This window comes from Pseudomonas sp. LPH60, assembly GCF_030718165.1.
GTDB lineage: Bacteria > Pseudomonadota > Gammaproteobacteria > Pseudomonadales > Pseudomonadaceae > Aquipseudomonas > Aquipseudomonas danubii.
In genome coordinates, this window is sequence record NZ_JAVAJH010000001.1 from 98968 (window position 1) to 120659 (window position 21692).

Consider the following 21692-nt stretch of genomic DNA (forward strand, 5'->3'; position numbering starts at 1 on the left):
CCCATTAATGAGCTTCGGCGCCGATGAAGAGATCCTTCAGGATTTCCTGGTTGAGGCCGGCGAGATTCTAGAGCAACTGTCCGAACAACTGGTCGAGCTGGAAAGCCGGCCAGATGATGCGGACTTGCTCAATGCAATTTTTCGCGGTTTTCACACTGTTAAAGGGGGCGCCGGCTTCCTCCAGCTCAATGAGCTGGTGGAGTGCTGCCACATCGCCGAGAACGTCTTCGACATCCTGCGCAAGGGTGAGCGACGGGTCGATTCGGAGCTGATGGACGTGGTGCTCGAGGCGCTGGACGCGGTGAACGGCATGTTCAGCCAGGTCCGTGAGCGCACCGAAATCACTGCCGCGACACCTGAGCTGCTGGCCGCCTTGGCGCGCCTCGCTGAGCCTGCCGGTGCCGAACCTGCAGCGCCGGCGGTCGAAGAAGTGGCCGAAGTCGCTGTCGAGCCTGAGCCCGAGGCTGAGGCCCCATCAGGGGATATCACCGATAACGAATTCGAACTCTTGCTCGACTCGCTGAATGCCGCCAAGGCCGACGCCGAGGCTGCGCCTGCTGCCGCACCGGTGGCCGAGGGTGAGCCTGCCAGCGACGAGATCACCGATGCCGAGTTCGAGTCCCTGCTGGACCAGCTGCATGGCAAGGGGCAGTTCGCTCCCGATGCTGTAGCTCCCGCAGCGCCTCCTGCTGCCGCTGGTGCTGCCGCGGCTGGCGACGAAATCACCGATGACGAATTCGAAGCCCTGCTGGACCAGTTGCATGGCAAGGGCAACTTTGCCGTGGACGCACTGGAGTCAGCAGTGGCCGCGGTGCCTGCCGCGCCGGCGCCAAGCGCCGCCGCAGCCGGCAGCGACCTGATCACCGATCACGAATTCGAATCCCTGCTCGATGAGCTGCACGGCAAGGGCAAGTTCTCTGAGGCTCCGGGTGCGGCCAAACCGGCAGCGGCTGTTGCTGCGGCACCGGCTGCTGCAACCAGCACCGCCGTCGCCAAGCCCGTGGCCAAGAAGCCCGAAGCCAAGGCCGAGGCGGCAAAACCGGCAGCGGCTGCAGCGCCGGCACCGGCTCGTGCCGCAGCGGCGCCACCAGCGGAAAAGCCTGCCAGCGAAGCAGAAACCACGGTGCGGGTCGATACTGCGCGCCTGGACGAAATCATGAACATGGTGGGCGAGCTGGTGCTGGTGCGTAACCGTCTGGTGCGCCTGGGGCTCAACAGCGGCGACGAAGCCATGTCCAAGGCGGTGTCCAACCTGGACGTGGTGACCGCCGACCTGCAGACCGCGGTGATGAAGACCCGCATGCAGCCGATCAAGAAGGTGTTCGGGCGCTTCCCGCGTCTGGTTCGCGACCTGGCCCGACAGCTCAAGAAAGAGATCAACCTGGAGCTGGTGGGGGAAGAAACCGACCTCGACAAGAACCTGGTCGAGGCCCTGGCCGATCCACTGGTGCACTTGGTGCGCAACGCGGTGGACCATGGCATCGAGTCGCCGGAAGAGCGCGAGGCCTCGGGCAAGGCCCGTGGCGGCAAAGTGGTGCTGGCGGCGGAGCAGGAAGGTGACCACATCCTCCTGTCGATTTCCGACGACGGCAAGGGCATGGACCCCAACGTTCTGCGAGCCATTGCCGTCAAGCGCGGCGTGATGGACAAGGACGCGGCCGACCGCCTGAGCGACACCGAGTGCTACAACCTGATCTTCGCCCCGGGCTTCTCCACCAAGACCGAGATCTCCGACGTCTCCGGCCGTGGCGTGGGCATGGACGTGGTGAAGACCAAGATTTCCCAGCTCAATGGCTCGATCAACATCTACTCGACCAAGGGCCAGGGTTCGAAGATCGTCATCAAGGTGCCGTTGACCCTGGCGATCATGCCGACCCTGATGGTGATGCTGGGCAACCAGGCGTTCGCCTTCCCGCTGGTCAACGTCAACGAAATCTTCCACCTCGACCTGTCCCGCACCAATGTGGTGGATGGGCAGGAAGTGGTGATCGTGCGTGACAAGGCACTGCCCCTGTTCTACCTCAAGCGCTGGCTGGTCAGTTCCGCGGCTCATGAAGAGCAGCGTGAAGGCCACGTAGTGATCCTTTCGGTGGGCACCCAGCGGATCGGTTTTGTCGTCGATCAACTGGTAGGTCAGGAAGAAGTGGTCATCAAGCCCTTGGGCAAAATGCTTCAGGGAACCCCGGGCATGTCCGGCGCCACCATTACCGGTGACGGCCGCATCGCTCTGATTCTCGATGTTCCGAGCATGCTCAAGCGTTACGCCGCACGGCGTATTTGATTCGGCGGGGAGGGGCGGTTGGCCTCGCCCCACCTAACGGAGTGTTTATGGCAGTCAAAGTCCTGGTGGTGGACGATTCGGGTTTTTTCCGCCGCCGCGTCTCGGAAATTCTTTCAGCGGATTCGAATATCCAGGTCGTCGGTACGGCGACCAATGGTAAAGAGGCGATCGATCAGGCCCTGGCCCTCAAGCCGGACGTGATCACCATGGACTACGAGATGCCGATGATGGATGGCATCACCGCAGTGCGGCATATCATGCAGCGCTGCCCGACGCCGGTCCTGATGTTCTCTTCCCTGACCCACGAAGGCGCTCGAGTGACCCTCGATGCGCTGGATGCCGGGGCTGTGGATTTCCTGCCGAAGAATTTCGAAGACATCTCGCGCAATCCCGAGAAGGTCAAGCAACTGCTGTGCGAGAAAGTCCACAGCATTTCGCGCAGTAATCGCCGTTTCAGCAGCTACAGCGCCCCGGCGCCGCAACCGGCTGCACCGGCTCCGGCGCCGTCGAGCTTTGGCGGCAGTCGTCCGGCGCCTGCGCCTGCTCCTGTCCGTGCTCCTGCACCGGCTGCCGGCCCGGCATCGCCAGCGCCCAAGCGCAAGGCCTACAAGCTGGTGGCGATCGGTACTTCCACCGGTGGCCCGGTGGCGCTGCAGCGGGTCCTGACCCAACTGCCGGCCAACTTCCCGGCACCTATCGTGCTGATTCAGCATATGCCCGCGGCCTTCACCAAGGCCTTTGCCGAGCGTTTGGACAAGCTGTGCCGGATCAGCGTCAAGGAAGCGGAGGATGGCGACATCCTGCGTCCAGGCCTGGCGCTGCTGGCGCCGGGCGGCAAGCAGATGATGATCGACGGTCGTGGCGCGGTGAAGATTCTTCCTGGCGATGAGCGTCTGAACTACAAGCCGTGCGTGGACATCACCTTCGGTTCTGCGGCCAAGTCCTACAGCGACAAAGTTCTGGCGGTGGTCCTCACCGGCATGGGCGCCGACGGTCGCGAAGGCGCCCGCCTGCTCAAGCAGGGCGGCAGCGCGGTCTGGGCCCAGGATGAAGCCAGCTGCGTGATCTATGGCATGCCCATGGCCATCGTCAAAGCCAATCTGGCGGACGCGGTGTACAGCCTGGACGACATCGGGCGGCATCTGGTCGAGGCCTGTCTCTGATGGATGTGCTCAGCCTAATCGGGATCATCATGGCGTTTGTCGCCATCATCGGCGGCAACTACCTGGAAGGGGGTCACCTGTCGGCCCTGGCCAATGGCCCGGCGGCACTGATCGTGCTCGGCGGCACCATCGGCGCGGCCTTGCTGCAGTCGCCTTTGAGTGCCTTCAAGCGAGCCATGCAGATCCTGGTGTGGATTCTGTTTCCGCCTCGGGTGGACCTGCCCGGGGGCATCGATCGGGTGGTCAACTGGAGCCTGACCGCGCGCAAGGAGGGCCTGCTGGGCCTGGAAGGCGTGGCGGACGCCGAGCCTGACACCTATTCGCGCAAAGGCTTGCAGCTGTTGGTCGATGGTGCCGAGCCGGAAGCCATCCGCAGCATCCTTGAAGTGGACTTCTACACCCAGGAAAGCCGGGATATCGAGGCTGCCAAGGTCTTCGAAAGCATGGGCGGCTATGCGCCGACCATCGGCATCATCGGTGCGGTGATGGGCCTGATCCACGTGATGGGCAACCTGGCTGATCCATCGCAGTTGGGCAGTGGTATTGCCGTGGCCTTCGTCGCCACCATCTACGGTGTGGCCAGTGCCAACCTGGTGCTGTTGCCGATCGCGGCCAAGCTCAAGGCCATTGCCTTGCGCCAGTCCCGTTACCGGGAAATGTTGCTCGAAGGCATTCTGTCGATTGCCGAAGGCGAAAACCCTCGCTCCATCGAGTTGAAGCTGCAAGGCTTCATGGACTGATTATGGCTCGTCGTCGCCAGCAAGAAGAACACGTCAACCACGAACGCTGGTTGGTTTCCTACGCCGACTTCATCACTTTGCTGTTCGCGTTTTTCGTCGTCATGTACTCCATCTCCTCGATCAACGAGGGCAAGTACAAGGTGATTTCCGAAGCCTTGATCGGGGTCTTCACCGACTCCGATCGCAGTCTCAAGCCGATTCCCATCGGTGACGAGCGGCCCAAGACCGTGACCCCGGCCAAGCCGCTGGTCAAGGACAGCGAACAGACCGACGCCGGGATCTCCGGTGGCAGTGACCCGCTGAAAAGCATCGCCGATGACATCAGCGCCGCTTTTGGCGACCTGATCAGCTCCAACCAGATGACCGTGCGTGGCAATGAGTTGTGGGTGGAGATCGAACTCAACTCCAGCCTGTTGTTCGGCAGCGGCGATGCCATGCCCAGCGATCAGGCGTTCACCATCATCGACAAGGTGGCGAAGATCCTCAAACCCTTCGACAACCCGATTCATGTCGAAGGCTTCACCGACAACCTGCCGATCCAGACCGCGCAGTACCCGACCAACTGGGAGTTGTCTTCGGCCCGCTCGGCGAGCATCGTGCGGATGCTGGCGATGCAGGGGGTGAACCCCGCGCGAATGGCTTCGGTGGGGTATGGCGAGTTCCAGCCGGTGGCCAACAATGCCACCGCCGAAGGCCGGGCACGCAATCGCCGGGTGGTGCTGGTGGTATCGCGCAACCTGGATGTGCGTCGCAGCCTGACCGGTACCGGAACCGCCAACGCGACACCGGATGCGGCACTCAAGCGTGCTGGCACACAAACTGCACCAACCCCAGTGAAAACGCCGGTACAGGGAAGCGCCGTCAATTCTCCGTCACCCGCTTTATAACTTAGCGCTATGTCTCGCCCCGCTGTGGCCGGGCGGGAGGAACAAACCGAATGAGAGTCTGGGCAGTTGCCAATCAAAAGGGTGGTGTCGGTAAAACCACCAGTTCCATCGCTTTAGCCGGTTTGCTGGCCGAGGCGGGCAAGCGCGTGGTCGTGGTCGATCTCGACCCCCACGGTTCCATGACCAGCTACTTCGGCTATGACCCGGACAGCCTGGAGCACAGCAGCTACGACCTGTTCCTGCACAAGGGCAATGTGCCCCAGGACCTGCCGGGCCAGTTGTTGCTGGGCACCAGCCATGAGCGCATTTCACTGTTGCCGTCGAGCACCGCCCTGGCCACCCTTGAGCGTCAGTCACCGGGGCAGAGTGGTTTGGGCCTGGTGATCGCCAAGAGCCTGGCACAGCTGTGGCAGGACTTCGATTACGCGGTGATCGACAGCCCACCGCTGCTCGGTGTGTTGATGGTCAACGCCCTGGCGGCCAGCCAGCAGTTGGTGATCCCGGTGCAGACCGAGCACTTGGCGGTCAAGGGGCTGGAGCGCATGGTCAACACCCTGGCGATGGTCAATCGCTCGCGCAAGCAGCCGCTGCCGTTCACCATTGTGCCGACCCTGTTCGACCGCCGGACCCAGGCTTCCCTGGGCACTCTGCGGATCCTGCGGGACAAGTTTCCCGACGAAATCTGGCAGGGCTATATCCCGGTGGATACCCGCTTGCGGGATGCCAGCCGGGCAGGGGTCACCCCATCTCAGTTCGATGGCAAGAGCCGCGGTGTACTGGCCTACAAGGCCTTGCTCAAGCATCTGCTGGCCCAACAACTCGTGGCGCAGGTGGCTTGACGTGAAGCGCTATTCAAGTCACTCGACTGCTCGGCCGATAACCCCTACAGATCACTGTATCGGGGTTTTTGCGTGGGCATCCTCATGAACCGTCCTCTGGATATCAAGAGCCGGCCTCAGCTGGCGCTGCAATCGTACCTGGACGCCTTGCTGCAGGATGCTACCGAAGAGGAACAGCTACCGGAGCCTCCGGTCCAGGTTGCTCCGCCGGTCCCGCCGGTAATGTCCCAGGCTTCCAGCGAAGTGCTGGATGAGTTCCAGGCTGCAGTGTTGGAAGAGCAGGCGCGGGACGCACAGGCCCAGCACCAGGCGGCACCTGCTGTCCGGGATGCTGCACCTGCACCTGCGGTAATGGAGGCGCCGGAACCCTTGCCGAGCTCGATCTCGCCGGTGGTGCCGATGCTCCAGGCCCTGGTGCCGCCACTGGTGGAAGTTCATCTGCCGCCGAACAATACACCGCCTCCGGTTTCCGGTAGCGACCGTCCCAGCTGGGCGGCCGAACCTTTCGAGTGCCTGTTGTTCGATGTCGCCGGCCTGACCCTGGCAGTGCCGTTGGTGTGCCTGGGGTCGATCTATTCCCTGGCAGGGCAGGAGCTGACACCGCTGTTCGGCCAGCCGGAATGGTTCCTCGGCATCCTGCCGAGCCAGGCCGGTAATCTGAAAGTCCTGGATACCGCTCGCTGGGTCATGCCGGATCGCTACCGTGATGATTTTCGCCAGGGCTTGCAGTATGTGATCTCGGTCCAGGGCTACGAGTGGGGGCTGGCAGTGCATCAGGTCAGTCGCTCCCTGCGCCTGGACCCCAACGAAATCAAGTGGCGCAGTCATCGTGGCCAGCGTCCGTGGCTGGCCGGCACGGTGATTGAGCATATGTGCGCCTTGCTTGACGTTGCTGAACTGGCCGAGTTGATTGCCACCGGCGGCGCCAAGCAGATGGCTATCAGTCAAGCGGCCCACAAACCGAAGTAAACCAACAACAGGCTATGTCCGTCGGACGTGGCCACACAGAACACACGCCGTTTTCAACGGTTTTTTGAGGGGTCAGGGTATGAATAAGTCGTCGTCTGCACAGGGTTCCGAAGATCCGATCCTGCAATGGGTCACCTTCAAGCTGGATAACGAGTCCTACGGCATCAACGTGATGCGCGTCCAGGAAGTCCTGCGCTACACCGAGATCGCTCCGGTACCGGGTGCTCCCAGCTATGTGCTGGGGATCATCAACCTGCGGGGCAATGTGGTCACCGTGATCGACACCCGTCAGCGTTTCGGCCTGGTGCCGACCGAAGTCAACGACAACACCCGGATCGTCATCATCGAAGCCGACAAGCAAGTGGTCGGGATCATGGTCGACAGCGTGGCGGAAGTGGTTTACCTGCGTCAGTCGGAAGTCGAGACCGCGCCGAATGTCGGTAACGAAGAGTCGGCCAAGTTCATTCAGGGTGTCTGCAACAAGAACGGCGAACTGCTGATTCTGGTTGAACTGGACAAGATGATGAGCGAAGAGGAATGGTCGGAACTGGAGAGTATCTGATTGATCCTCGAGGTAGCGGTGATTGTCCTGGCGATCCTTTGGGTCGCCACTGTGGCGCTATTCCTGTCGTACACCCGCAATCAGCGGCAGATCGCCGCCCAGCAGGCCGAAGGCGATGCCGTGCGCGACCAGCGGATCAAGGAGCTGGCCAAGCGCGTCGATCATTACCAGAGCGGTACGGTGCGCATGGGTGAGGATCTGCATGAGCTGCGAGCGGTGGTGGCGCCGTTGCCGGACAAACTGGCCCAACTGGAGCAGCGTGACCCCTCCAGCCTGTCCTTCGCCCAGGCCGCGCGCCTGGTGGGCATGGGCGCCAGTGTCGACGAGCTGACCCAGTCCTGCGGCCTGACCCAGGCCGAGGCGGAGCTGGTCAGCAAGCTGCACAAGGGCTAGCCACAAGTCGCAAGCTTCCCGAGGGAAGCTTGCGACTCAGCGCTTGCCGCGGCTTCTCTTCAATAATCGTCACCGCGCTCGGTGATGTCTTTCTCCAGTTCCACCTGATGCGGATCATGCCCGGCCGGAAACTTGCCCTTGAGGTTCCAGGCGAAGGCGATGATTTCGGCGATGGTCCGGTACAGCTCCGGTGGAATGCTCTCGCCCAACTCCAGGCGCGCCAACAGCTTCACCAGCTCGGCATTCTCATAGATCGGCACTTCATAGTCCCGGGCGATCTTCAGGATGGCTTCGGCCAGTTCATCGTCGCCCTTGGCGGTCAGGGTCGGGGCTTGCTGGCCGTCGTACTTGAGGGCAATGGCCTGGCGTGGAGGAGGTGAGTGTTTCATGCGGTTTCGTCGACCCAGCGTTGTTCCAATCGGGTTTGCGGGCCCTGGGGCGGGATGCCCAGGTGGCAGTCCAGGTCACCGACATCCAGCCCTGAAGCCAGCAGGCGTTCGCGCAGGTTGCCCAGGTGGCTTTCGATCAGGCTCGCGGTGTAGGGGCGTTCGGCCCACAGCTGGCTGGACAGCCGACCTTGAATCAGTTGTGCCTGGACCTGCAAAGGGCCCAGGGGCTCCAGGTCGAAGGCCAGATCGAGCCGCCACAAGGCCTGCTTGGGTTCTCGCTCTTCACGTTTTTGTTGCGGCTCAGGCTCCGGCGCTTCTTCGCGCTGCATTTTGACCTGCAAGGGCACGATGTCCTGCAGGTTGCGCATGGGAATTTCCAGCTGCCAGGTGGTCAGTTGCCGGCCATCGTCGGTCTGGCCGCTCTGTTCCAGGCTCGCCAGTTGATGGCTCTGCAGGCGTGATACCGCGGCGGCGGCCAGGCGCAGCAACTGTTGCAGATCGCCTTCACCTTCCAGGCTTTGCAGCAGACGCTCCGGCAGCGGGAAGCCGCTGGGTGAGGTCTTGGCGCTGACCTGGCCGAGGGTGCCCAGGGCGCTGCGCACGAAGCTCGGCAGCGATTGCGCCAGGGTGTTGGCGGCGATGATCGCATTGAAGCTGCTGGAGGAGGGTAGCCCCGGGGTCAACTGAGCGATCAGGCGCAGCAGGTCGCCCTTCAGGTCTGGCGTCTGACCGGGATTGGTGCCGGCCAGCAGCTTGGCTTCCAGAAACAGGCCGCTGCCCAGCAGAGCCTGGGCCACGCCGCGCGTGGTGCTCAACTGCTGATGGTCCGGCAGGCCGGCCAGCAAGCGCTCCACGGCGGCCCGCAGGTCGGCGGAGGAAGTGGCCAGTTCGCTGTCGGCGGGCAGGTTCTGCAGGAGGTTGATCAATCCGTTCAGGGAACCCTGGCGGCTTTGCTGGCTGGCCAGTTGTGCGGCGATGGCCAGTTGTTCCTGGCGGTTGCCCAGAGGGACGAAGTTCAGGGTCTGTGCATCCGAGACCTGGGCGCTGAGCAGGCTGCCGATACGCAGCGGCTGCGGGCTGTCGATGCTCAAGGTGGCGCCACTTTGCGCGGTGTTGAGCAGGCTCACCAGGGAACGGTAGATCGCCGGCTGATTGCTGCCCTGGGGCAGGAGCTGGGTAGTCAGCACCTTGCCCTGGAGCAGGGTGCCGGCGGGCAGTTGGCTGGTATCCAGGCGCGTCAGGGCGGCGACGCTGGAGGCGATGGCCTGCTGCACGGTGATCGCCAGGTTGCCGGCCGAAGGCTGGATCACCGCCAGGCTGGTGCCCTGGGGCAAGGGCTGGCTGCTGGTGGCTTGCACGGTGGTTTGCCGGCCGTTGTCCAGGGTCACCTTGAGCAGCAGCTGGAAGGTCTGGTCGGTCTGCTTGAGCGACAGCACTTCAGCCTTGGCGCTCTGACCGGCGGCAATCAGGCCTTCCAGTGGCGGCACCAGCTTGAGCAATTCGCCGCTGATCGGCTGAGGGCGCGAGGGGCCGGGAGCGGGCGCCTGGGGCAGTGGCAGGATGTTTATTTCGCCAGTCATTCGGACACAACCTGTGGAAATTAGCCCTCTTGAGAGTAGGGCTTCGCATGTATAATGCCGCCCGTCTTTGGGGGAGTGGGGAAAACATTGCAAATGTTTGACGCAGCTCTCTAGAACAGGCCGCCAATGCATTTATCCTGCATCCCTTTAACGGCCGCTCCACTGCCGACTTGAACCCGTAAAGGCCCACCATCCCTTGACCAGCCCTCTTCTCGAAGCCGTAGCACTCGCCTGTGAGCGCGACTGGCGGATGCTGTTTGAACACCTGGAGTTGCGTCTGACCGGCGGAGACATGGTACAGATCAGTGGCCCCAACGGCAGTGGCAAGACCAGCCTGCTGCGTTTGCTCGCCGGCCTGATGCAACCCACCAGCGGTCAGGTGCTGCTCAATGGCCAGCCCTTGCATGCCCAGCGCGCCGAACTGGCGCGCAACCTGTTGTGGATTGGCCATGCCGCCGGAATCAAGGATGTCCTGACCCCCGAGGAAAACCTCAACTGGCTCTGTGCCTTGCACCAGTCGGCAACGCGCGACGCTATCTGGCAGGCCCTGGCGGCCGTCGGCCTGCGCGGCTTCGAGGACGTCGCCTGTCACACCCTGTCTGCCGGCCAGCAGCGTCGTGTGGCCCTGGCCCGGCTGTATCTGGACGGCCCGCCGCTGTGGATCCTTGACGAGCCCTTTACCGCCCTGGACAAACAGGGGGTGGCCCAGCTCGAGGAGCACCTGGCCAATCATTGTGAACGTGGCGGCATGGTGGTCCTGACCACTCACCACACGCTGACCCGTATGCCGTCCGGCTACCGCGATCTGGATCTGGGGCGGTGGGCGGCATGAGCGTCTTTGCCCAATTGCTGGCCCGTGAAGCGCGCTTGCTGTTCCGACGCCCGGCGGAGTTGGCCAATCCCCTGGTGTTCTTCGCCATCGTCGTTGCACTGTTCCCATTGGCCGTGGGACCTGAGACAAATCTGTTGCAAACCTTGTCTCCCGGGTTGGTCTGGGTAGCGGCCTTATTGTCCGTCCTGCTCTCGCTGGACGGGCTTTTTCGCAGTGATTTCGAGGACGGATCCCTTGAACAGTGGGTCCTTTCGTCGCACCCCCTGCCTCTTCTGGTTTTGGCCAAGGTACTGGCACACTGGGCCTTTTCCGGCCTGGCACTGGTATTGCTTGCACCCTTGCTGGCCTTGATGCTCGGCTTGCCTGCCGCCTGCCTGCCGGTGTTGCTGGCTTCATTGATGCTGGGCACTCCGGTGCTGAGCCTGTTGGGCGCAGTGGGCGCAGCATTGACGGTGGGGTTGAAGCGTGGAGGCTTGCTGCTGGCGTTACTGATCCTGCCTCTGTACATCCCGGTATTGATTCTCGGCAGTGGCGCCCTGCAGGCGGCACTGCAGGGCATGCCGGCGACAGGTTATCTGCTGTGGCTTGGGAGCCTGACCGCCCTGGCAGTGACCCTTACACCCTTTGCAATAGCTGCTGGCCTGAAGATCAGCGTCGGCGAATAATGAGGTCTGGTTGTTTTTTAACCAGTAAAGACCCTGGCTGTTCGTGAACGCGAAGAGCAACCGTGATGGAAGCAATGAATGAACTGGACTTGGTTTCATAAGCTCGGCTCGCCTAAATGGTTTTACGGCATCAGCGGCAAGCTGCTGCCCTGGCTGAGCGTCGCCGCCGTGTTGCTGATCGGTATCGGCGTCGTCTGGGGCCTGGCCTTTGCGCCACCGGATTACCAGCAGGGCAACAGCTTTCGCATCATCTATATCCATGTGCCAATGGCGATGCTGGCCCAGTCCTGCTACGTCATGCTGGCCGTGTGCGGTGTGGTCGGGCTGGTGTGGAAAATGAAACTGGCCGATGTCGCCCTGCAATGCGCGGCGCCCATCGGGCATTCGATCACCTTCCTGGCCCTGGTAACCGGGGCGATCTGGGGCAAGCCGACCTGGGGTTCCTGGTGGGTCTGGGATGCGCGACTAACGTCGATGCTGATCCTGCTGTTTCTGTACGCAGGTCTGATTGCGCTCAATGCCGCCATCAGCAATCGTGACAGCGCCGCCAAGGCCTGCGCGGTACTGGCGATTGTCGGCGTGGTGAATATCCCGATCATCAAATACTCGGTGGAGTGGTGGAACACCCTGCACCAGGGGGCGACTTTCACCCTCACCGAAAAGCCCGCCATGCCGGTGGAAATGTGGCTGCCGCTGCTGCTGACGTCCTTGGGTTTCTATTGTTTCTTTGGCGTGCTGCTGTTGCTGCGCATGCGCCTTGAGGTGCTCAAGCGCGAAGCCCGCACCAGTTGGGTCAAGGCCGAAGTCCAACGCAGCCTGGAGACCGCACAATGAGCTTTGCATCCTTCAGCGATTTTCTCGCCATGGGCCATCACGGCCTCTACGTCTGGTCGGCCTATGGCATTTGCCTGGTCGTCCTGGCTCGTGAGCTGGTGGCGCCGATCCTGGCGCGCAAGCGTTATCTGCAACAAGAGGCGCGTCGTCTGCGCCGGGAGAACGGTAAGTGAATCCGCTGCGTAAAAAGCGTCTTTTGATCATCCTGGCGATCCTGGTGGGCGTCGGCATTGCCGTCGGTCTGGCCCTCAGTGCGCTGAAGGAAAACATCAACCTGTTCTACACCCCGACCCAAATTGCCAATGGCGAAGCACCGCTGGACACGCGGATTCGCGCTGGCGGCATGGTCGAGGCCGGCTCCCTGCAACGTTCCGCCGACTCCCTGGACGTCAAATTCGTGGTCACCGACTTCAACAAGTCAGTGACCATCACCTACCGCGGCATCCTTCCGGACCTGTTCCGCGAAGGGCAGGGCATTGTCGCCCTGGGCAAGCTCAACGCCGATGGCGTGGTGGTGGCCGATGAAGTGCTGGCCAAGCACGACGAGAAATACATGCCGCCGGAAGTCACCAAGGCGTTGCAAGACAGCGGCCAGTCGGCACCGACACCAGCGAAAGAGGGTTAAGCCATGAGTTCCGCACTGTTCGTTCCCGAACTCGGTCATCTGGCGATGATCCTCGCCCTGTGCTTTGCCCTGGTCCAGGCGGTGGTGCCATTGCTGGGTGCCTGGCGCGGCGACCGCCTGTGGATGAGCCTGGCCCAGCCAGCAGCCTGGGGCCAGTTCGCGTTCCTGGTATTCGCCTTCGGCTGCCTGACCTACGCCTTCATGAGTGACGATTTCTCGGTGGCCTATGTCGCCAGCAACTCCAACAGCGCCTTGCCCTGGTACTACAAGTTCAGCGCCGTGTGGGGCGCCCACGAAGGTTCGCTGCTGCTCTGGGCGCTGATCCTCGGGGGCTGGACCTTCGCTGTGTCGGTGTTCTCGCGCCAGTTGCCACAAGTGATGCTGGCCCGGGTGCTGGCGGTGATGGGCATGATCAGCACCGGCTTCCTGCTGTTCCTGATCATGACCTCCAACCCGTTTTCGCGAATCCTGCCCCAGGTACCGGCGGACGGTCGTGACCTCAACCCGCTGTTGCAGGACATCGGCCTGATCGTCCACCCGCCCATGCTGTACATGGGTTACGTCGGTTTCTCGGTGGCCTTTGCCTTTGCCATTGCCGCGCTGCTGGGCGGTCGCCTGGACGCTGCCTGGGCTCGCTGGTCGCGGCCCTGGACCATCGTCGCCTGGGCCTTCCTTGGCATCGGTATCACCCTGGGCTCCTGGTGGGCCTACTACGAACTGGGCTGGGGCGGCTGGTGGTTCTGGGACCCGGTGGAAAACGCTTCCTTCATGCCCTGGCTGGTGGGCACGGCCTTGATCCACTCCCTGGCCGTGACGGAAAAGCGCGGTGTATTCAAGAGCTGGACCGTGCTGCTGGCCATTGCCGCGTTTTCCCTGAGCCTGCTGGGGACCTTCCTGGTGCGCTCCGGGGTCCTGACTTCAGTGCACGCCTTCGCTTCGGACCCTGAGCGTGGCGTGTTCATCCTGATCTTCCTGCTGTTCGTAGTGGGCGGCTCCCTGACCCTGTTTGCCCTGCGGGCGCCGGTGGTCAAGAGCCATGTGGGCTTCAACCTGTGGTCCCGGGAAACCCTGCTGTTGGGCAACAACCTGGTGCTGGTGGTGGCGTCCTCGATGATCCTGCTGGGCACCCTGTATCCGCTGGTGCTGGATGCCCTGACCGGGGCCAAGCTGTCGGTGGGCCCGCCGTATTTCAATGCGCTGTTCATTCCGCTGATGGCCCTGCTGATGGTGGTGATGGCGGTGGGCGTGCTGGTGCGCTGGAAAGACACCCCGGTGAAATGGCTGCTGGGCATGCTCGGTCCGGTGCTGCTGGGCAGCGTGGCCCTGGCCGTGGTGGCCGGCATTGCCTACGGCGACTTCAACTGGGCGGTGTTGGCGACCTTCTTGCTGGCGGCCTGGGTGCTGCTGGCCGGGGTGCGTGACATCTTCGACAAGACCCGCCACAAGGGCCTGATCAAGGGCCTGCCAAGCCTGACTCGCAGTTATTGGGGCATGCAGCTGGCGCACCTGGGCATTGCGATCTGCGCCCTGGGCGTGGTGCTGTCGAGCCAGAACAGCGCCGAGCGCGACCTGCGCCTGGAGCCAGGCGAGTCCATGGAGCTGGCCGGTTATCAGTTCATCTTCGAAGGCGCCAAGCATTTCGAAGGGCCGAACTTCACTTCCGACAAGGGCACTGTGCGTGTGGTGCGCAACGGCAAGGAGGTGGCGGTGCTGCACCCGGAAAAACGCCTGTACACCGTGCAGAGTTCGATGATGACCGAAGCCGGCATCGATGCCGGTTTCACCCGTGACCTGTATGTCGCCCTGGGCGAATCCCTGGGTGATGGCGCCTGGGCGGTGCGGGTGCACGTCAAGCCGTTCGTGCGCTGGATCTGGTTCGGCGGCCTGCTCACCGGGTTCGGTGGCTTGCTGGCGGCGATGGATCGGCGTTATCGGGTCAAGGTTAAAAGCCGCGTGCGCGAAGCGCTGGGCATGACAGGAGCCGCCGCATGAGACGCTGGATGATGATGTTGCCCCTGGCAGTGTTCCTGGTGGTGGCGGTGTTCCTCTATCGCGGGTTGTATCTGGACCCGGCCGAGCTGCCGTCGGCGATGATTGGCAAGCCGTTCCCGGAGTTCTCCCTGCCGTCGGTGCAGGGCGATAAGACCCTGACCCGCGCTGACCTGCTGGGCAAGCCGGCTTTGGTCAACGTCTGGGGCACCTGGTGCATTTCCTGCCGGGTCGAGCATCCGGTGCTGAACAAGCTGGCCGAGAAGGGCGTGGTGATCTACGGCATCAACTACAAGGACGTCAATGCCGACGCCCTGAAGTGGCTGGCCGAGTTCCACAATCCCTACCTGCTGGATGTGCGTGACGAGGAGGGCTCCCTGGGGCTCAATCTGGGTGTCTATGGTGCCCCGGAAACCTTCTTCATCGATGCCAAGGGCATCATCCGTGACAAGTTCGTCGGGGTGATCGACGAAGTGGTGTGGCGCGAACAGCTGGCGGCCAAGTACCAGGCCCTGGTAGACGAGGCCAAACCATGAAGCGCTGGTTAGCCGCCGCCATCCTGGGCCTGAGCATCGCTGGCGTGGCCCACGCTGCCATCGATACCTACCAGTTCGCCAATGACACCGACCGCGAAAGGTTTCGCGAGCTGACCAAGGAACTGCGCTGCCCCAAGTGCCAGAACCAGGACATCGCCGATTCCAATGCACCGATTGCCGCCGACCTGCGCAAGGAGATTTTCCGCATGCTCGGCGAGGGCAAGGACAATCAGCAGATCATCGACTTCATGGTGGATCGCTACGGTGACTTCGTGCGTTACAAGCCGGCCCTGACCGGCAAGACCGCCTTGCTCTGGTTCGGTCCTGCCGGCCTGTTGCTGGGCGGGCTGGTGATCATTGCCGTGATAGTCCGGCGTCGTCGCGTCGAACGCAGCGACAGCCCGAACACGCTTTCCGTCGAAGAGCGTCAGCGCCTCGACCAACTGCTGGATAAAACCCCCCATGATTGATTTCTGGCTTGCAGCAGGTCTGCTGCTCCTGATCGCCCTGAGTTTCCTGTTGATCCCGGTATTGCGTGAGCGTCGTGCCCAACGTGAGGAGGATCGTACCGCGCTGAACGTGGCGCTTTATGAAGAGCGCGTGGCCGAGCTGCATGGCCAGCAAGCGCAAGGCGTGCTCAGTGCCGAGCAGATGGACGCGGGGCGCGCGGAAGCGGCCCGGGAACTGCTGGCGGACACCGAAGGCAGCGGCCCAGTGCGGACCTCGCGTCTGGGCAAACCGCTGCCGCTGTTGGCGGCGCTGCTGGTACCGGTGCTGGGCTTGGGTCTGTATCTGCATTTTGGTGCCAGCGACAAGGTCGAGCTGACCCGGGAGTTCGCCCAGGCGCCGCAGTCCATGGAAGAAATGACCCGGCGCCTGGAGCGCGCAGTGGCGGCCCAGCCGGATTCTGCCGAGGGCCTGTATTTCCTTGGGCGTACCTACATGGCCCAGGACCGTCCAGCGGACGCGGCGAAGATCTTCGAGCGTACCGTGGCCCTGGCCGGACGCCAGCCCGAGCTGTTGGGGCAGTGGGCCCAGGCTCAATACTTCGCCGATAACAAGCAATGGTCGGACAAGGTCCAGGGCTTGACCGATGAAGCGTTGAAGGCCGATCCCAACGAAGTCACCAGTCTCGGGTTGCTGGGTATCGCCGCTTTCGAAGGCGGGCGTTTCCAGGAGGCCATCGATTACTGGAAGCGCCTGCAGGCGCAACTGCCGCCGCAGGACAATTCCCGTGCCGCGCTGCAGGGAGGCATTGATCGCGCCAGCGAAAAACTGCTGGCGGCCGGTGGCAAGGTCGCGGCCGAGCCTGCGGTCAAGGCCAAGGGCGCCTTGCTCAAGGTCCGGGTCGATCTGGCGGCGGAGCTCAAGGCCAAGGTCCAGCCGGGTGACAGCGTGTTCATCTTCGCCCGTGCCACCCAGGGCCCGCCCGCGCCGTTGGCGGCCAAGCGCCTGACCGTCGCCGACCTGCCGGCCACTGTGGAGCTGGGGGATAGCGACGCGATGATGCCGCAGTTGAAACTGTCGAACTTCCCTGAAGTCCAACTGGTTGCGCGCATTTCCCGTGCCGGCCAGCCAACGGCCGGTGAGTGGATCGGGCAGAGCCAGCCCCTGCCCAGCAGCACCACGGCCGCGCAACAGCTGACCATCGACAGTCCGGATCAATAATCAGAGAAGCCGCCATGACCGCCATCGCTCGTATCACCCTGTTGTCACTGGTCCTGGGGTTGAGTGCTTGTACGGTCCACCGGCCGGCGCCGACCTCCTCTGAACCCATCCCGCCTGCGGGGCCGAGTACGCGCCCGGCCCCGTCCACGGCTCCCGCGCCAGGCAAGCCCGGGGCGCCGATTCCCGCCGCCAAGCCCCTGCCACGCACCTCCGCGAGCTTTGCTCCGCCACCCGGCGGGCACAGTCACTGGGATGCGCGGCTGGGGGTCTATGTGCTGGATAACCAGAGCAACACCTTCTATCGCCAACGCACCTATTACCGTTGGAACAACGGCTGGAGCCGCTCCATCAGCCCCGACGGTCCCTGGGAAGACACCGACATCCATGGTGTACCCGCAGGGCTGGGGCGTCAGTTCCAGTAATTTTCAACTCCATCGACTGACAGCAAAGGCGCGGGCCAGAGCCGGCGCCGGCCTTGCCATGGTCAGCGGATTATTTAAGCCCTGCCCAGGCTGGCCGATACAGCGGGGTGTTCCTGAGTATCAGCCGTTGAGCGCCCGATGAAGAAAGACCTGAACAAACCCTATGTCGCGCCGATGCTGTTCTGGCTGGCCGTGGTCTGCGTCCTGTTGCTGTTGTACGGCCTGGGGCCGGCGGACGTGCCGGAGCTGATCTATCTGTCCCTGGCACCGGTGTACCTGCTGGTGGCCTTCGCCTTCATGTACTACTTCTTCTGCTGGAGCCTGATCTCGGTTTTTCGCTTGGGGGAGGTCGGCTGGAAGAAAGTCGACTACGGCTGGTTGCTGCTGGCTGCCCTGGCCCTGATCAGCGCCACCCAGGCGGTGCGGGTGGACTGGTTCCAGAGTGACTACCAGCTGGCACAAAGCGCCCGGGACGCAGCGCAGCGCAGAGTGCTGGCCGAGATCGACGACATGCTCGGCAGCGCTCACTGCAAGGCGGCGCAGGAGCTGCATGAGCCCCAGGATGCCGCCCAGGTCAGCAACCTGTGCGAACGCTTTGGCATATTGGAGCGTTCTGCCGATGGGCGTCTTTCGGCTTTGGCCGTGATCAAGGTGCAGCAGGCCCTGGGCGACCTTCGTGGTGAGTATTCAGCGCCGCTGGTGCAGCAATGGCTGCAGCGTCTGGGGGACACCTTCAGTGAGCTGGAGCACCAGCGGGCCGAGGTACACCGTCTGCATGGCCTGACCGAGGCCAGTCATACCGAGAGACTCTATGGCTACTGCGCACCTTTGCTGCTGGTGATCGCCCTGGCGCTGCGGGCGTCCAAGGTGACCGGCGAGGTACTGCTCAAGGCGCCGCGCCGGCGCAAGCTGTGGCTGATCGTCAACCGGCGGGTAGTGATCGACGGCCTGGGCTTTGTCCGCGGTGCCCGCGCGCGCCTGGACGAAGCCCTGAGGAACTGGCGTGTGGCGCAATGGGGCGTGGTGCACCTGTCCTGCCCGTTCATTGCCGGAGCCAGCCCCCAGGACACCCCGGTCCCGGTGATCCCGGGTTTCTACGAGAACGAGTTCCAGCTCGCCAGTCTTGGCGAGTTCGACAGCAGTGAGTTCGTCCAGTGGGCCGCGATCCAGACCATCGACGTCCTGTATCTGGTGGGTGAAACCGACCTGAGCCTGATCGACCGGCTGCGGCGCTGGGGTGAGGCGGCGAATATCGAAGTGCTGGTGCGCGAGCGGATCTGAGGCCGGGGTTTCACAGACGCTCCAGCAACTGCTCCACATAGTCCACGAACGCCCGGGCCTTGGCACTCACCAGGCGCCCGCCGGGAAACACAGCCCACAGCTGTTGCCGGGGCAGTTGCCAATCCGTGAGCACGGCCTTGACCGCACCCTTGGCCAGCTCCGGGGCAAACATCCATTGCGAGGCCATTGCCAGCCCCTGGTGGGCCAGTACCGATTCGCGCAAGCCTTCTGCGGCATTCACTCGAACCCTGCCACTGACACTTACCCGTTGCTCGTCGTCGCCCTGGGAAAAGTGCCAGAGATTACCGGGCCCCCGGCTGTAGATCACCGCTTGATGCCCGGTCAGTTCACCGGGATGCTGCGGCTCGCCGTGCTCGGCGAAGTACTCGGGAGTGGCCAGCAGCAGGCGCGGGCACTCGGCGATCTGGCGGGCGATGAGGGTCGAGTCGGCGAGGCTGCCCATGCGCAAGGCGACATCGACTCCCGCCTCCACCAGATTGATGGTGTGATCATCCATCACCACGTCGATCTGCAACTCGGGGTGCTGCTCCAGAAAGGGCCCCAGGTGAGGAATGATATGCAGGCGGGCGAAGGTCACCGCCGCACAGATGCGCAAGGTGCCACGCAACTGGGAGGCCGAGCCCCGGGCGGCATTTTCCGCTTCGCTGGCTTCCTCCAGGGTGCGTTTGGCCCGTTCGAAGAAGGCCAGGCCGGCTTCGGTGGGGCTCAGGCCGCGGGTGGAGCGCAGCAACAGCCGCACCTGCAGATAGGCCTCCAGTTGGGCGATGCTTTTCGATACGGCGGGCTGACCCAGGTTCAGACGCCGGGCGGCAGCGGAGAAGGAGCCGCTTTCCACCACATGTACAAAGGTTTCCATCGCGGCCAGGCGGTCCATCGGTTGTCCTTGCTGGGTTGAGAAGGGGGCACTTGAGCAGTGTGCGCCAAAACGTTCACCGGGTCCTGGGCGCACGGCCTAGGCGCGGGCCGCGCGGCGGTTGTCCGCCACCAGCAGGAAGCGCAGCAGGGCCAGCAATGGAAACCCACTGCCCACCAGCACCACTCCCAGCCAGCCGCCATGTTCGTACACCGCACTGGCAATCGACGAGCCGAAGGCGCCACCGATGAAGATGCTGGTCATGTACAGCGCGTTGAGGCGACTGCGACTGTGGGCGTCCAGGGCATACACCGCCCGTTGGCCGAGCACCATGTTCATCTGCACACAGAAATCCAGGACCACCCCGGTCACTGCCAGGCCGATGACGCTGTAGGCGGGATGGATCAGTGTCGGGATAAAGCTCAGGGCTGCCAGGAGCATGGCCAGCAGCGAGGCGATGCGGGTATGGCCGGCATCCGCGAGGCGTCCGCTGATGGGGGCGGCGATGGCGCCGATGGCGCCCACCAGGGCGAAGATCGCAATCTGGCTTTGTGACAGGCCGTGATGCCGTGCCAGTTCCAGGGGCGCGGCGGTCCAGAACAGGCTGAAGGTGGCGAACATGCAGCCCTGGTAGAAGGCTCGCTGGCGCAGGACCGGCTGCTGGCGCAGCAGGCCGCCCAGGGAGCGCAGCAGTTGGCCGTAGGTGGCGCTGTGGGCCGGCTGACGCTTGGGTATGGTCAGCATCAATACCAGGCTGATGGCGGCCATCAGCACGGCGGCGGCGATGAACATTGCGCGCCAGCCGAAGAGATCGGCCACCACGCTGGACACCGGGCGGGCCAGGAGAATGCCCAGCAGCAGGCCGCCCATGATGCCGCCCACCACTCGTCCTCGGGACTCCTCGGGGGCCAGGTGCGCAGCCAGGGGAATGAGGATCTGGACCGACACCGAGCTGAAGCCGATCAGCAGCGATACCAGGAGGAAGACGTTGGGCTGCTGGGTATAGGCAGCCCCCAGCAGGCTGGCGATGGCCACCAGGGTGGTGATGATCATCAACCGACGGTTTTCCAGCAGGTCTCCCAGGGGCACCAGGAAGAACAGGCCCAGGGCATAGCCGATCTGGGTCAGAGAAACGATCAGGCTGGCGATGGAGCTGGACAGGCCCAGGTCCGGTGCGATCAGCTCGATGATCGGTTGTGCGTAATAGATGTTGGCGACGATGGCGCCGCAGCAGAAGGCGAACAGCAGCACCATGCCTCGGGTCATTGTCACGTTGCTGGCGGGCAGCACCTGGGTCGTGGAAGTCATCAGGTTTCTCTTGGCGGCGAAAGGATGGAACAAGGTTAAGAGACCGCGCGGTCACTCAGTAGAGAGGGCGGGGCGATAGCATTCATTCCTGTTGGGAATAAATCTCTGAGTCATGAGGCTCTGGAGATGGCCGGGGCGTGCCGCTGCCGAGGGCTGATGATACATTTACTTACATCTTGTTCGATAGCATGCTCATGGTCTTCAGGGCCCTGGGGGCAGCCTGCTCAAGGCTGGCAACCCCGCGCTGAAGCTTGCGTTGCCAAATGTTGCTGCGCGGCGCTAGCAGTGGAAGTCGCTGAGGCCTTGGTTTAGGGTTTCCGGTCGTTCAGTGCGGTGGGAGTCCCTTATGGAAAAGTCAACGTTCAACCCAGCCAGTGTGTTCAATTCCCTGCAATACGGTTTCAGCCAGGCGGTGGAGGTGCGCGGCGGTCGACGCCTGCTGCTGTCCGGTCAGGTGGGGGTGGATGAGCAGGAGCGCACCGTAGGACCGGGCCTGCGGCAGCAGACCGAGCAGGCCTTCGACAATATCGAGAAGGTTCTGGCCGAGGCGGGAGGTCAACTGGCGGATGTGGTGATGTTGCGGATCTACATCGCCGAAGCGGCGCGGGATCAGCAGGAGCACATCAGCGCGGTATTGCTCGAGCGTTTTGCCAGCCAGCCACCGGCGTCCTCATGGATCATCGTCAGCGGGCTGTCGTTGCCGGAGTGGTTGATCGAAGTCGAGGCGGAGGCGGTGCTGGATGAGCGTTATCAGGCGGCCGAAGCCGCGCAGTTCAGTTCGGCGCGGGCTCTGTGACTCCCTGATCGGCGGCATAAAAAAAGCGACCTTCACGGTCGCTTTTTTTATCGGGCTAC

General features: G+C 63.2%; 24 protein-coding genes. 20 read left to right on the forward strand and 4 right to left on the reverse strand.

Going from position 1 to position 21692, the window contains the following annotated elements; all coding sequences use genetic code 11:
- Positions 1-7 precede the first annotated feature (7 nt).
- The 8 genes from Q8O96_RS00475 to Q8O96_RS00510 all read left to right on the forward strand — a co-directional run bounded on the left by Q8O96_RS00475 (position 8) and on the right by Q8O96_RS00510 (position 7834).
- Positions 8-2281 (forward strand): chemotaxis protein CheA, encoded by a 2274-nt coding sequence (locus Q8O96_RS00475; protein WP_207167264.1) that lies wholly within the window; start codon positions 8-10, stop codon positions 2279-2281.
- A gap of 47 nt (positions 2282-2328) precedes the next feature.
- Positions 2329-3444, forward strand: coding sequence for a chemotaxis response regulator protein-glutamate methylesterase (locus Q8O96_RS00480; protein ID WP_102864006.1), 1116 nt, complete (start codon positions 2329-2331; stop codon positions 3442-3444).
- Positions 3444-4184, forward strand: coding sequence for a flagellar motor protein (locus Q8O96_RS00485; protein ID WP_102864005.1), 741 nt, complete (start codon positions 3444-3446; stop codon positions 4182-4184). Before Q8O96_RS00480 ends, Q8O96_RS00485 begins: the two co-directional genes overlap by 1 nt.
- Complete coding sequence (gene motD / locus Q8O96_RS00490; RefSeq protein ID WP_371826159.1) at positions 4184-5071, forward strand: flagellar motor protein MotD; 888 nt, start codon at positions 4184-4186, stop codon at positions 5069-5071. The genes Q8O96_RS00485 and motD overlap by 1 nt, the downstream gene beginning before the upstream one ends.
- Positions 5072-5121: 50 nt before the next feature.
- Positions 5122-5910: a ParA family protein gene (locus Q8O96_RS00495; protein ID WP_102864003.1), complete on the forward strand. Its 789-nt coding sequence runs from the start codon at positions 5122-5124 to the stop codon at positions 5908-5910.
- Between the two features lie 84 nt (positions 5911-5994).
- Complete coding sequence (locus tag Q8O96_RS00500; protein WP_102864002.1) at positions 5995-6879, forward strand: CheW domain-containing protein; 885 nt, start codon at positions 5995-5997, stop codon at positions 6877-6879.
- Positions 6880-6958: 79 nt separating this feature from the next.
- Positions 6959-7441, forward strand: coding sequence for a chemotaxis protein CheW (locus tag Q8O96_RS00505; RefSeq protein WP_011060011.1), 483 nt, complete (start codon positions 6959-6961; stop codon positions 7439-7441).
- Positions 7442-7834 carry a DUF2802 domain-containing protein gene (locus Q8O96_RS00510; protein WP_102864001.1) on the forward strand — a complete coding sequence of 131 codons (393 nt, stop codon included), beginning with the start codon at positions 7442-7444 and terminating at the stop codon, positions 7832-7834.
- A 59-nt stretch (positions 7835-7893) separates the two neighbouring features.
- On the opposite strand, the gene Q8O96_RS00515 is transcribed toward Q8O96_RS00510, so the two are convergent.
- Together Q8O96_RS00515 and Q8O96_RS00520 are read right to left on the reverse strand one after the other, a co-directional pair.
- Positions 7894-8223 (reverse strand): EscU/YscU/HrcU family type III secretion system export apparatus switch protein, encoded by a 330-nt coding sequence (locus tag Q8O96_RS00515; RefSeq protein ID WP_305948210.1) that lies wholly within the window; start codon positions 8221-8223, stop codon positions 7894-7896.
- Positions 8220-9803, reverse strand: coding sequence for a flagellar hook-length control protein FliK (locus tag Q8O96_RS00520; RefSeq protein WP_102863999.1), 1584 nt, complete (start codon positions 9801-9803; stop codon positions 8220-8222). The genes Q8O96_RS00515 and Q8O96_RS00520 overlap by 4 nt, the downstream gene beginning before the upstream one ends.
- A 196-nt stretch (positions 9804-9999) precedes the next feature.
- Between Q8O96_RS00520 and ccmA the strand changes: the two genes are divergently transcribed.
- The 11 genes from ccmA (at position 10000) to Q8O96_RS00575 (ending at position 18655) form a co-directional block, all read left to right on the forward strand.
- Positions 10000-10635 carry a cytochrome c biogenesis heme-transporting ATPase CcmA gene (ccmA, locus tag Q8O96_RS00525; RefSeq protein WP_115581867.1) on the forward strand — a complete coding sequence of 212 codons (636 nt, stop codon included), beginning with the start codon at positions 10000-10002 and terminating at the stop codon, positions 10633-10635.
- Positions 10632-11300, forward strand: a complete 669-nt coding sequence (gene ccmB, locus Q8O96_RS00530) for a heme exporter protein CcmB (protein WP_102864110.1) — start codon at positions 10632-10634, stop codon at positions 11298-11300. The genes ccmA and ccmB overlap by 4 nt, the downstream gene beginning before the upstream one ends.
- 78 nt (positions 11301-11378) lie before the next feature.
- Positions 11379-12134 carry a heme ABC transporter permease gene (locus Q8O96_RS00535; RefSeq protein WP_102863997.1) on the forward strand — a complete coding sequence of 252 codons (756 nt, stop codon included), beginning with the start codon at positions 11379-11381 and terminating at the stop codon, positions 12132-12134.
- A complete protein-coding gene (gene ccmD, locus Q8O96_RS00540) occupies positions 12131-12307 on the forward strand; it encodes a heme exporter protein CcmD (RefSeq protein ID WP_011060018.1) in 177 nt (58 codons plus the stop codon). The genes Q8O96_RS00535 and ccmD overlap by 4 nt, the downstream gene beginning before the upstream one ends.
- Positions 12304-12759 carry a cytochrome c maturation protein CcmE gene (ccmE, locus tag Q8O96_RS00545; RefSeq protein ID WP_102863996.1) on the forward strand — a complete coding sequence of 152 codons (456 nt, stop codon included), beginning with the start codon at positions 12304-12306 and terminating at the stop codon, positions 12757-12759. Before ccmD ends, ccmE begins: the two co-directional genes overlap by 4 nt.
- Before the next feature lie 3 nt (positions 12760-12762).
- Positions 12763-14751: a heme lyase CcmF/NrfE family subunit gene (locus tag Q8O96_RS00550; protein ID WP_110595165.1), complete on the forward strand. Its 1989-nt coding sequence runs from the start codon at positions 12763-12765 to the stop codon at positions 14749-14751.
- On the forward strand, positions 14748-15284 hold the full coding sequence (locus Q8O96_RS00555) for a DsbE family thiol:disulfide interchange protein (RefSeq protein WP_060838164.1): 537 nt from the start codon (positions 14748-14750) through the stop codon (positions 15282-15284). Before Q8O96_RS00550 ends, Q8O96_RS00555 begins: the two co-directional genes overlap by 4 nt.
- Positions 15281-15754 (forward strand): cytochrome c-type biogenesis protein, encoded by a 474-nt coding sequence (locus Q8O96_RS00560; protein ID WP_102863994.1) that lies wholly within the window; start codon positions 15281-15283, stop codon positions 15752-15754. Before Q8O96_RS00555 ends, Q8O96_RS00560 begins: the two co-directional genes overlap by 4 nt.
- Positions 15747-16952 carry a c-type cytochrome biogenesis protein CcmI gene (gene ccmI, locus Q8O96_RS00565; protein ID WP_102863993.1) on the forward strand — a complete coding sequence of 402 codons (1206 nt, stop codon included), beginning with the start codon at positions 15747-15749 and terminating at the stop codon, positions 16950-16952. Before Q8O96_RS00560 ends, ccmI begins: the two co-directional genes overlap by 8 nt.
- A gap of 14 nt (positions 16953-16966) precedes the next feature.
- Positions 16967-17374 carry a hypothetical protein gene (locus tag Q8O96_RS00570; RefSeq protein ID WP_102863992.1) on the forward strand — a complete coding sequence of 136 codons (408 nt, stop codon included), beginning with the start codon at positions 16967-16969 and terminating at the stop codon, positions 17372-17374.
- Between the two features lie 138 nt (positions 17375-17512).
- Positions 17513-18655: a hypothetical protein gene (locus Q8O96_RS00575; RefSeq protein ID WP_305948211.1), complete on the forward strand. Its 1143-nt coding sequence runs from the start codon at positions 17513-17515 to the stop codon at positions 18653-18655.
- 10 nt (positions 18656-18665) lie between these two features.
- On the opposite strand, the gene Q8O96_RS00580 is transcribed toward Q8O96_RS00575, so the two are convergent.
- Both Q8O96_RS00580 and Q8O96_RS00585 read right to left on the reverse strand, forming a co-directional pair.
- A complete protein-coding gene (locus Q8O96_RS00580) occupies positions 18666-19550 on the reverse strand; it encodes a LysR family transcriptional regulator (RefSeq protein WP_102863990.1) in 885 nt (294 codons plus the stop codon).
- 78 nt (positions 19551-19628) lie between these two features.
- Positions 19629-20837 carry an MFS transporter gene (locus tag Q8O96_RS00585; RefSeq protein WP_305948212.1) on the reverse strand — a complete coding sequence of 403 codons (1209 nt, stop codon included), beginning with the start codon at positions 20835-20837 and terminating at the stop codon, positions 19629-19631.
- A 346-nt stretch (positions 20838-21183) separates the two neighbouring features.
- Between Q8O96_RS00585 and Q8O96_RS00590 the strand changes: the two genes are divergently transcribed.
- Positions 21184-21633 (forward strand): RidA family protein, encoded by a 450-nt coding sequence (locus Q8O96_RS00590; RefSeq protein WP_102863988.1) that lies wholly within the window; start codon positions 21184-21186, stop codon positions 21631-21633.
- The last annotated feature ends 59 nt before the right edge of the window (positions 21634-21692 follow it).

Coding starts and splice junctions, on each gene's coding strand:
- Q8O96_RS00555 (WP_060838164.1), top strand. CDS start 14,748: ATGAGACGCTGGATGATGATGTTGCCCCTGGCAGTGTTCCTGGTGGTG.
- Q8O96_RS00520 (WP_102863999.1), bottom strand. CDS start 9,803: ATGACTGGCGAAATAAACATCCTGCCACTGCCCCAGGCGCCCGCTCCC.
- ccmD (WP_011060018.1), top strand. CDS start 12,131: ATGAGCTTTGCATCCTTCAGCGATTTTCTCGCCATGGGCCATCACGGC.
- ccmI (WP_102863993.1), top strand. CDS start 15,747: ATGATTGATTTCTGGCTTGCAGCAGGTCTGCTGCTCCTGATCGCCCTG.
- Q8O96_RS00475 (WP_207167264.1), top strand. CDS start 8: ATGAGCTTCGGCGCCGATGAAGAGATCCTTCAGGATTTCCTGGTTGAG.
- Q8O96_RS00570 (WP_102863992.1), top strand. CDS start 16,967: ATGACCGCCATCGCTCGTATCACCCTGTTGTCACTGGTCCTGGGGTTG.
- Q8O96_RS00590 (WP_102863988.1), top strand. CDS start 21,184: ATGGAAAAGTCAACGTTCAACCCAGCCAGTGTGTTCAATTCCCTGCAA.
- Q8O96_RS00500 (WP_102864002.1), top strand. CDS start 5,995: ATGAACCGTCCTCTGGATATCAAGAGCCGGCCTCAGCTGGCGCTGCAA.
- ccmB (WP_102864110.1), top strand. CDS start 10,632: ATGAGCGTCTTTGCCCAATTGCTGGCCCGTGAAGCGCGCTTGCTGTTC.
- Q8O96_RS00560 (WP_102863994.1), top strand. CDS start 15,281: ATGAAGCGCTGGTTAGCCGCCGCCATCCTGGGCCTGAGCATCGCTGGC.
- Q8O96_RS00585 (WP_305948212.1), bottom strand. CDS start 20,837: ATGACTTCCACGACCCAGGTGCTGCCCGCCAGCAACGTGACAATGACC.
- Q8O96_RS00505 (WP_011060011.1), top strand. CDS start 6,959: ATGAATAAGTCGTCGTCTGCACAGGGTTCCGAAGATCCGATCCTGCAA.
- Q8O96_RS00480 (WP_102864006.1), top strand. CDS start 2,329: ATGGCAGTCAAAGTCCTGGTGGTGGACGATTCGGGTTTTTTCCGCCGC.
- Q8O96_RS00495 (WP_102864003.1), top strand. CDS start 5,122: ATGAGAGTCTGGGCAGTTGCCAATCAAAAGGGTGGTGTCGGTAAAACC.
- Q8O96_RS00580 (WP_102863990.1), bottom strand. CDS start 19,550: ATGGACCGCCTGGCCGCGATGGAAACCTTTGTACATGTGGTGGAAAGC.
- Q8O96_RS00575 (WP_305948211.1), top strand. CDS start 17,513: ATGAAGAAAGACCTGAACAAACCCTATGTCGCGCCGATGCTGTTCTGG.
- Q8O96_RS00535 (WP_102863997.1), top strand. CDS start 11,379: ATGAACTGGACTTGGTTTCATAAGCTCGGCTCGCCTAAATGGTTTTAC.
- Q8O96_RS00515 (WP_305948210.1), bottom strand. CDS start 8,223: ATGAAACACTCACCTCCTCCACGCCAGGCCATTGCCCTCAAGTACGAC.
- Q8O96_RS00550 (WP_110595165.1), top strand. CDS start 12,763: ATGAGTTCCGCACTGTTCGTTCCCGAACTCGGTCATCTGGCGATGATC.
- Q8O96_RS00485 (WP_102864005.1), top strand. CDS start 3,444: ATGGATGTGCTCAGCCTAATCGGGATCATCATGGCGTTTGTCGCCATC.